This window comes from Streptosporangium subroseum (genome assembly GCF_900188345.1).
GTDB lineage: Bacteria > Actinomycetota > Actinomycetes > Streptosporangiales > Streptosporangiaceae > Streptosporangium > Streptosporangium subroseum.
On record NZ_FZOD01000092.1, the window covers coordinates 23,558 to 29,931 of the forward strand.

The window sequence follows — 6,374 nt, forward strand, 5'->3', positions numbered from 1 at the left end:
GACGGCCGACCCGACGGACCTCCCCGGATCCGAGAAGATCCGAGGGGACCCGCGAAGAGACGGCCTGAAGTTTTCCCCCTTCCCCGCCCCGGTTCGAAAGCCGCGGGGAGGGGAGTCGCGCCCGGGACGGCCACGGCTCCTCGGTAGGAACCCCCGCCCTGCTCTGCGGCCCGCCGCCCGCTCTCAGACCGCGGGCAGGGGGATGCCCAGGGTGACCTCCGTACCGCCGCCCTGCCGGGGCTCGATGGTCAGCCGCCCGGACAGCTCTCCCACCACCAGGGTGCGCACGATCTGCAGGCCGAGGCTGGTGGACGAGTCCAGGTCGAAGCCCTCGGGCAGACCGGTGCCGTCATCGGAGACGATCACGTCCAGCCTTTCGGCCCCGCGGGACACGATCACCTGAAGTTTGCCCGGCCGGTGTGCCAGCCCGTGCTGGACCGCGTTCTGCAGCAGCTCGGTGAGGACCATCGCCAGCGGCGTCGCGATCTCCGAACGCAGCACCCCGAACGCCCCGATGCGGCGCGGCACGACCTGCGCCTCCGGAGCCGCCACCTCGCCCGTCATCGCGATCACGCGATCGGCGATGTCGTCGAAGTCGACCTGCTCCTCGGGCGTGTGGGACAGCGTCTCGTGCACGATCGCGATCGACCCGACCCTGCGCACCGCCTCTTCCAGCGCCTCCCGCCCCTCCGGCACCTGCAGGCGCCTGGCCTGCAGCCGGAGCAGCGCGGCCACCGTCTGCAGGTTGTTCTTCACCCGATGGTGGATCTCCCGGATGGTGGCGTCCTTGGTCATCAGCTCCCGCTCGCGCCGCCGCAGCTCGGTCACGTCCCTGATGAGCACCAGCGCGCCGATCCGCCCGCCGCCGACGACCAGCGGGATCGCCCGGAGCTGCACGACCGTGCCGCCCGACTCCACCTCGGTCTCCCTGGGCTCCCGCCCGCTCGCCACGATCATCAGGTTCTCGTTGATGGGCTCGTCGCGATAACAGAGTGTCGCGGTCGTACGGCCCAGCTCGGCGCCGACCAGGTCGGCGTTGAGGCCCAGCCGCCGATAGGCCGACAGCGCGTTCGGCGAGGCGTAGGTGACGCGGCCCGCCCGGTCCAGCCGGAGCAGTCCGTCGCCCACCCGCGGTGAGCGGACCAGGATCGGCTCCGCGCCCGAGAACGGGAACCGTCCCTCGGCGACCATCTGGGCGAGGTCGGAGGCGCTCTGCAGGTAGGTGAGCTCCAGCCTCGAAGGGGTGCGCGCGGACGACAGGTTGGTCGAGCGCTGGATGACGCCGAGAAAGTGGTCCGCCCGCCGTACCGGAATGGTCTCCTCGCGGACCGGGACGCCGCTCGACCAGTCGGGGTCGCCCTCGCGGCAGATCCGCCGCTCGTCCCAGGCGATCTCCAGGAGCACCCGTTCCCCCCTGGCCGCGATCATCCCGACGATGTCGTCGTGATAGACCGTGGGTCCCGTGGTGGGCCGCATCTGCGCGACCGCGATCCATCCCGAGCCGTCCTTGAGCGGTATCCACAGGATGAGATCGGCGAATGACAGGTCCGCGAGAAGCTGCCAGTCGGAGACCAGCGAGTGCATCCACTCGAGGTCCGCATCGTCGAGCGCGGTGTGACGAACCGCCAGGTCGCTTAGAGTCGGCACCCGTGCATCATGCGTTCTTTGCAGGCCCGAACGCGAATCGGGTGGGACCGACTGGGAAAATGCCCCCTATGGAACAGACCCCCGACCCGCTGGCACGTTTCCGCGCCGCGGCGGCCTCACGGGAGGCAGCGGGTCTGAAGCGGACCCTGCGTGCCCGCACTCCGGACGACGACGGCCTGATCGACCTCGCGTCCAACGACTATCTCGGGCTGGCCAGGGACGAGCGCCTGATGGAGGCGGCCATAGCGGCCACCCGGACCTGGGGAACCGGTTCGACGGGTTCCCGCCTGGTCACCGGCTCCACCGCCCTCCACGCCCGTCTGGAGGCGCGGCTGTGCGCGTTCGCCGAGGCGGAGGGCTCCCTGGTGTTCTCCTCCGGATACCTGGCCAACCTGGCGGCCGTCGCGGCCCTGGGCAAGGATGCCCTGGTGGTCTCCGAGGCGGGCAACCACGCCTCGATCGTGGACGCCTGCCGGCTGTCGCGCTCGCGCGTGGTGGTCACCCCGCACAGGGACGTGACGGCCGTGGAGAAGGCGCTGGCCGACCGGCACGAGGATCACGCGATCGTGGTCACCGACGCGGTCTTCTCCGTGGACGGCGATCTGGCGCCCCTGGCGGAGCTGCACGCGGCGACCGTACGGCAGGACGCGCTGCTGGTCGTCGACGAGGCCCACTCGATCGGCGTCATCGGCCCTCGCGGGCAGGGCGCGGTGCACGCCGCGGGCCTCGCGGCCGAACCGGGCGTAGTGAGAACCCTCACACTCTCCAAATCCCTGGGATCCCAGGGCGGAGCCGTGCTCGGCGCGCCCGAAGTGATCCAGACCCTCGTCGACACGGGCCGCTCGTTCATCTTTGACACCGGGCTGGCCCCCGGCAGCGTTGCGGCGGCACTCGCCGCTGTGGATATCCTTCACAACCAGCCCGAACTGCCCGGATACGTACGGACCAGGGCGAGAGAACTGGCCTCGATGGCCCGCGAACTCGGCCTGGAGACCAACGATCCGGCAGGTGCGGTCGTCCCCATCGTGCTCGGCCCGCCGGAGGCCGCGCTCCGGGCCGCCCTCGTCTGCGCGGAACGCGGAGTGCGGGCCGGATGTTTCCGGCCGCCCTCGGTGCCGGTCGGCCGCTCTTGCCTGCGGTTGACCGCACGGGCCAATCTGAGTTCAGATGATCTAGCGGTGATCAAGGGTGCGCTCACCGCCGTGGCCGAGATGAAGGTGACCATGTGAGTGAGCGAAGCGGGCGAGCCGTCAGGCGAGGCACCTCCGGCCACGCCGGTTTCGAGCCATCAGGCTTCGAGCCGTTAGGCGAGGTGGAGTCGTGAGCGATGACTCACCCAGAATTCCGAAGTACTACGACGTCAAGCGCAGCCTGCTCGCCCTGACCAAGAGCCTGCCCGCGGGCAGCGCGCTGCCTCCCGAGCGGACCCTCGCCGTCCGTTTCGAAACCTCGCGCACCACCGTGCGCCAGGCCCTGTCCGAGCTCGTGGTCGAGGGCCGCCTAGTGCGCATCCAGGGCAAGGGGACGTTCGTCTCCCAGCCCAAGGTCGCCCAGGTCCTCCAGCTGACGTCCTACACCGGCGACCTGCGGACCGTCGGCCTCGAACCCGACACCAAGATCCTCGACATCAGCTACATCACGGCCGACGAGCCGCTGGCCCGCCGCCTGGCCATCAACCCCGGCGGCCGGGTGCTGCGCATCCACCGGCTGCGCCTGGCCAGCGGCGAGCCGATGTCGATCGACACCACCCACCTGTCGGCCCGGCGCTTCCCCAGGCTCAGGCGCGAACTGGAGGTGCACTCCTCCCTGTACGAAACGCTGTACAACGCCTACAGCGTGCGGCTGACCGACGCCGAGGAGATCATAGAGACCGTGCTGGCCACGCCGTACGACGCGCAGGTGCTGGGCGTCGACGTCGGCCTGCCGATGCTCATGCTCACCCGGCACGCCTTCGACGCCGACGGCAACCCGGTGGAGTGGGCCCAGTCCCTGTACAGAGGCGACCGCTACAAGTTCGTCACCAGGCTGCGTCGCCCCTGACCCTCGCGAAACCGCGTTCGTCACCGGGGTGCGCCGCCCCGGTGAGCCGTGGGTCCGTCACCGGGCCGCATCACCCCTGACCTCCCGCGGCACGCGACCGTGTCCGGCCGCGGGAGTTCGGGCCCGCGGGTCCGGGGTCCGCCTAAGGTGAGGTGGATGAGCATTCTCGTGGTCACCGGGACCGACACCGGGGTGGGCAAGACGATCGTCACCGCGGCGGTGGCCTCACTCGCCAGGGAGCGAGGTTCCTCCGTCGCGGTGGTGAAGCCCGCGCAGACCGGGGTGACCGACACCGAACCCGGGGATCTGGACGACGTCATCCGGCTCTCCGGGGTGAGGACCACGTTCGAGCTGTCCAGGTTCCCGGACCCGCTGGCCCCGGCGGCGGCGGCTCGTCTGGCGGGCCTGCCGCCGGTCTCCCTCGTCCAGGCCGCGATCCGGATCAAGGAGCTGGCCGGGTCGCACCAGCTGGTGATCGTCGAGGGGGCGGGCGGGCTGCTCGTCCGCTTCGACGAGGAGGGCTCGACCCTGGCCGACCTGGCCCGGATGATCTCGGCGCCGGTGCTCCTGGTGACCAGGGCGGCGCTGGGCACGCTCAACCACACCGCGCTGACGCTGGAGGCCATGGCCCACCGGGGGCTGGAGCCGGCCGGGGTCGTGATCGGGTCGTGGCCGGCCGAGCCGGGCCTGGCCGAGCGGTCCAACGTGTCGGATCTGGAGATGCTGGCCGCCCGGCCGCTGGCGGGCGCGCTCCCCGAGGGAGCGGGGCTCCTGGACCGGGAGTCCTTCGCCCATACGGCCCGCGCCGGGCTGGGCCCGGCTCTCGGAGGTGGGTTCGATCCCGCCGCGTTCCGGACCACCCTTAGGCTTTTCCCGTAGAAGACAGGCTTTTCCCGCAGACCACGGCAGGAGATCGAAGCAACGTGAGCGACATCCTCGAGATCGCCCGGGTGCAGGTGCTGGAGGAGGGCCGGGGTCTCGACGCCGCCCAGGCCCTGCGCTGCCTGCAGCTGCCCGACGACCGCCTGGCCGACCTGCTGGCGCTCGCGCACGAGGTCCGGATGAAGTGGTGCGGCCCGGAGGTGGAGGTCGAGGGGATCATCTCGCTGAAGACCGGTGGCTGCCCCGAAGACTGTCACTTCTGCTCCCAGTCGGGGCAGTTCTCCTCCCCCGTCCGCGCGGCCTGGCTGGACATTCCCTCCCTCGTGCAGGCGGCCAAGGAGACCGCGGAGACCGGGGCGACGGAGTTCTGCATCGTGGCCGCCGTCCGGGGGCCCGACCAGCGACTGATGGACCAGGTCCGCGAGGGCGTCAAGGCGATCCAGGAGGCCGTGGACATCAACGTCGCCTGCTCGCTGGGCATGCTCACCCAGGCCCAGGTCGATGAGCTGGCCGAGATGGGCGTGCACCGCTACAACCACAATCTGGAGACCGCGAGGTCCCATTTCGAGGCGGTCGTCACCACCCACACGTGGGAAGAGCGCTGGGACACCTGCCTGATGGTGCGCGAGGCCGGGATGGAGCTGTGCTGCGGCGGCATCGTGGGCATGGGTGAGACCCTCCAGCAGCGGGCGGAGTTCGCCGGGCAGCTCGGTGAGCTGGCACCCGACGAGGTCCCCCTGAACTTCCTCAACCCGCGTCCCGGCACGCCTTTCGAGTCCTACCCGATGCTGGAGGGGTCGGAGGCGCTCAAGACGATCGCCACCTTCCGCCTCGCCCTGCCGCGCACGATCCTGCGCTACGCCGGCGGCCGTGAGCTGACCCTGGGCGATCTCGGCACCCGCGACGGCATGCTCGGCGGCATCAACGCGATCATCGTCGGCAACTACCTGACCACCCTCGGCCGTACCGCCGAGGCCGACCTCAATCTCCTGGTCGACCTGAAAATGCCGATCAAAGCGCTTTCCGACACCCTCTGAAACGCGTTCCACACCGATCGAGACGCTGTTCCACTCCCCCTGAAACGCATCCCCAACCGTTCAGATGCCGTTCATACTCCACCATATCCGGACATTTGATGTGATGGCCGGATGGCCGTGACGCACGCCGTTCCCATCGGTCTGCGATCTTCCCCCGGTGGAGGGGGCCGTTCGGATGAGGGGATTGCGGGCAGGGGGAGCATTCCCTGTCCCGCCAAATAACTGACTGGTAGGTTGCGCGCTATGGAGTCTCCCAAGCATGCAGGCGACATCGCCGTCGCCGTCTCCAAGGCCTACGGCATCGAGACCATGTTCACCCTGTCCGGCGGCCACGTCTTCCCCCTCTACGACGGAGCGGTCCACGAGGGCATGCCCATCCTGGACGTCCGGCACGAGCAGAGCGCGGTCTTCGCCGCCGAGGCGACCGCCCGCCTGACCCGCAAACCCGGGCTGGCCGTGCTCACCGCAGGCCCCGGCATCACCAACGGCGTCAGCGGGGTCGCCACCGCCCATTTCAACGGCTCTCCAGTTGTGATCATGGGAGGCCGGGCGCCACAGTCGCGCTGGGGCTCCGGCGCGCTGCAGGAGATCGACCACCCGCCGCTGTTCGCACCGATCACCAAGCTCGCCTTCACCGGCTCGGGCGCCGACTCCATCGGCCAGGACGTGGAGATGGCCTTCCGTACGGCCCTCGCCCCGCACCGCGGCCCGGTCTTCCTCGACTTCCACATGGACCACCTGTTCTCGGCGGCGCCCCCGCTCGAAGAG

6 protein-coding genes are annotated in these 6,374 nt (G+C 70.2%); 5 read left to right on the forward strand and 1 reads right to left on the reverse strand.

Features of this window, described 5'->3' with window-relative positions:
- Positions 1 to 183: 183 nt before the first annotated feature.
- A complete protein-coding gene (locus CHC08_RS44205) occupies positions 184 to 1,647 on the reverse strand; it encodes a sensor histidine kinase (protein WP_089213360.1) in 1,464 nt (487 codons plus the stop codon).
- 68 nt (positions 1,648 to 1,715) lie between these two features.
- Between CHC08_RS44205 and CHC08_RS44210 the strand changes: the two genes are divergently transcribed.
- The 5 genes from CHC08_RS44210 to CHC08_RS44230 all read left to right on the forward strand — a co-directional run.
- Complete coding sequence (locus tag CHC08_RS44210; RefSeq protein WP_245878944.1) at positions 1,716 to 2,876, forward strand: 8-amino-7-oxononanoate synthase; 1,161 nt, start codon at positions 1,716 to 1,718, stop codon at positions 2,874 to 2,876.
- A gap of 91 nt (positions 2,877 to 2,967) precedes the next feature.
- Positions 2,968 to 3,687 carry a GntR family transcriptional regulator gene (locus CHC08_RS44215; RefSeq protein WP_089213362.1) on the forward strand — a complete coding sequence of 240 codons (720 nt, stop codon included), beginning with the start codon at positions 2,968 to 2,970 and terminating at the stop codon, positions 3,685 to 3,687.
- Positions 3,688 to 3,843: 156 nt separating this feature from the next.
- Complete coding sequence (gene bioD, locus CHC08_RS44220; protein WP_089213363.1) at positions 3,844 to 4,566, forward strand: dethiobiotin synthase; 723 nt, start codon at positions 3,844 to 3,846, stop codon at positions 4,564 to 4,566.
- A 44-nt stretch (positions 4,567 to 4,610) separates the two neighbouring features.
- Positions 4,611 to 5,606 carry a biotin synthase BioB gene (bioB, locus tag CHC08_RS44225; protein ID WP_089213364.1) on the forward strand — a complete coding sequence of 332 codons (996 nt, stop codon included), beginning with the start codon at positions 4,611 to 4,613 and terminating at the stop codon, positions 5,604 to 5,606.
- A gap of 243 nt (positions 5,607 to 5,849) precedes the next feature.
- On the forward strand, positions 5,850 to 6,374 hold a 525-nt coding region (locus tag CHC08_RS44230), incomplete at its 3' end, for a thiamine pyrophosphate-binding protein (protein ID WP_245878945.1).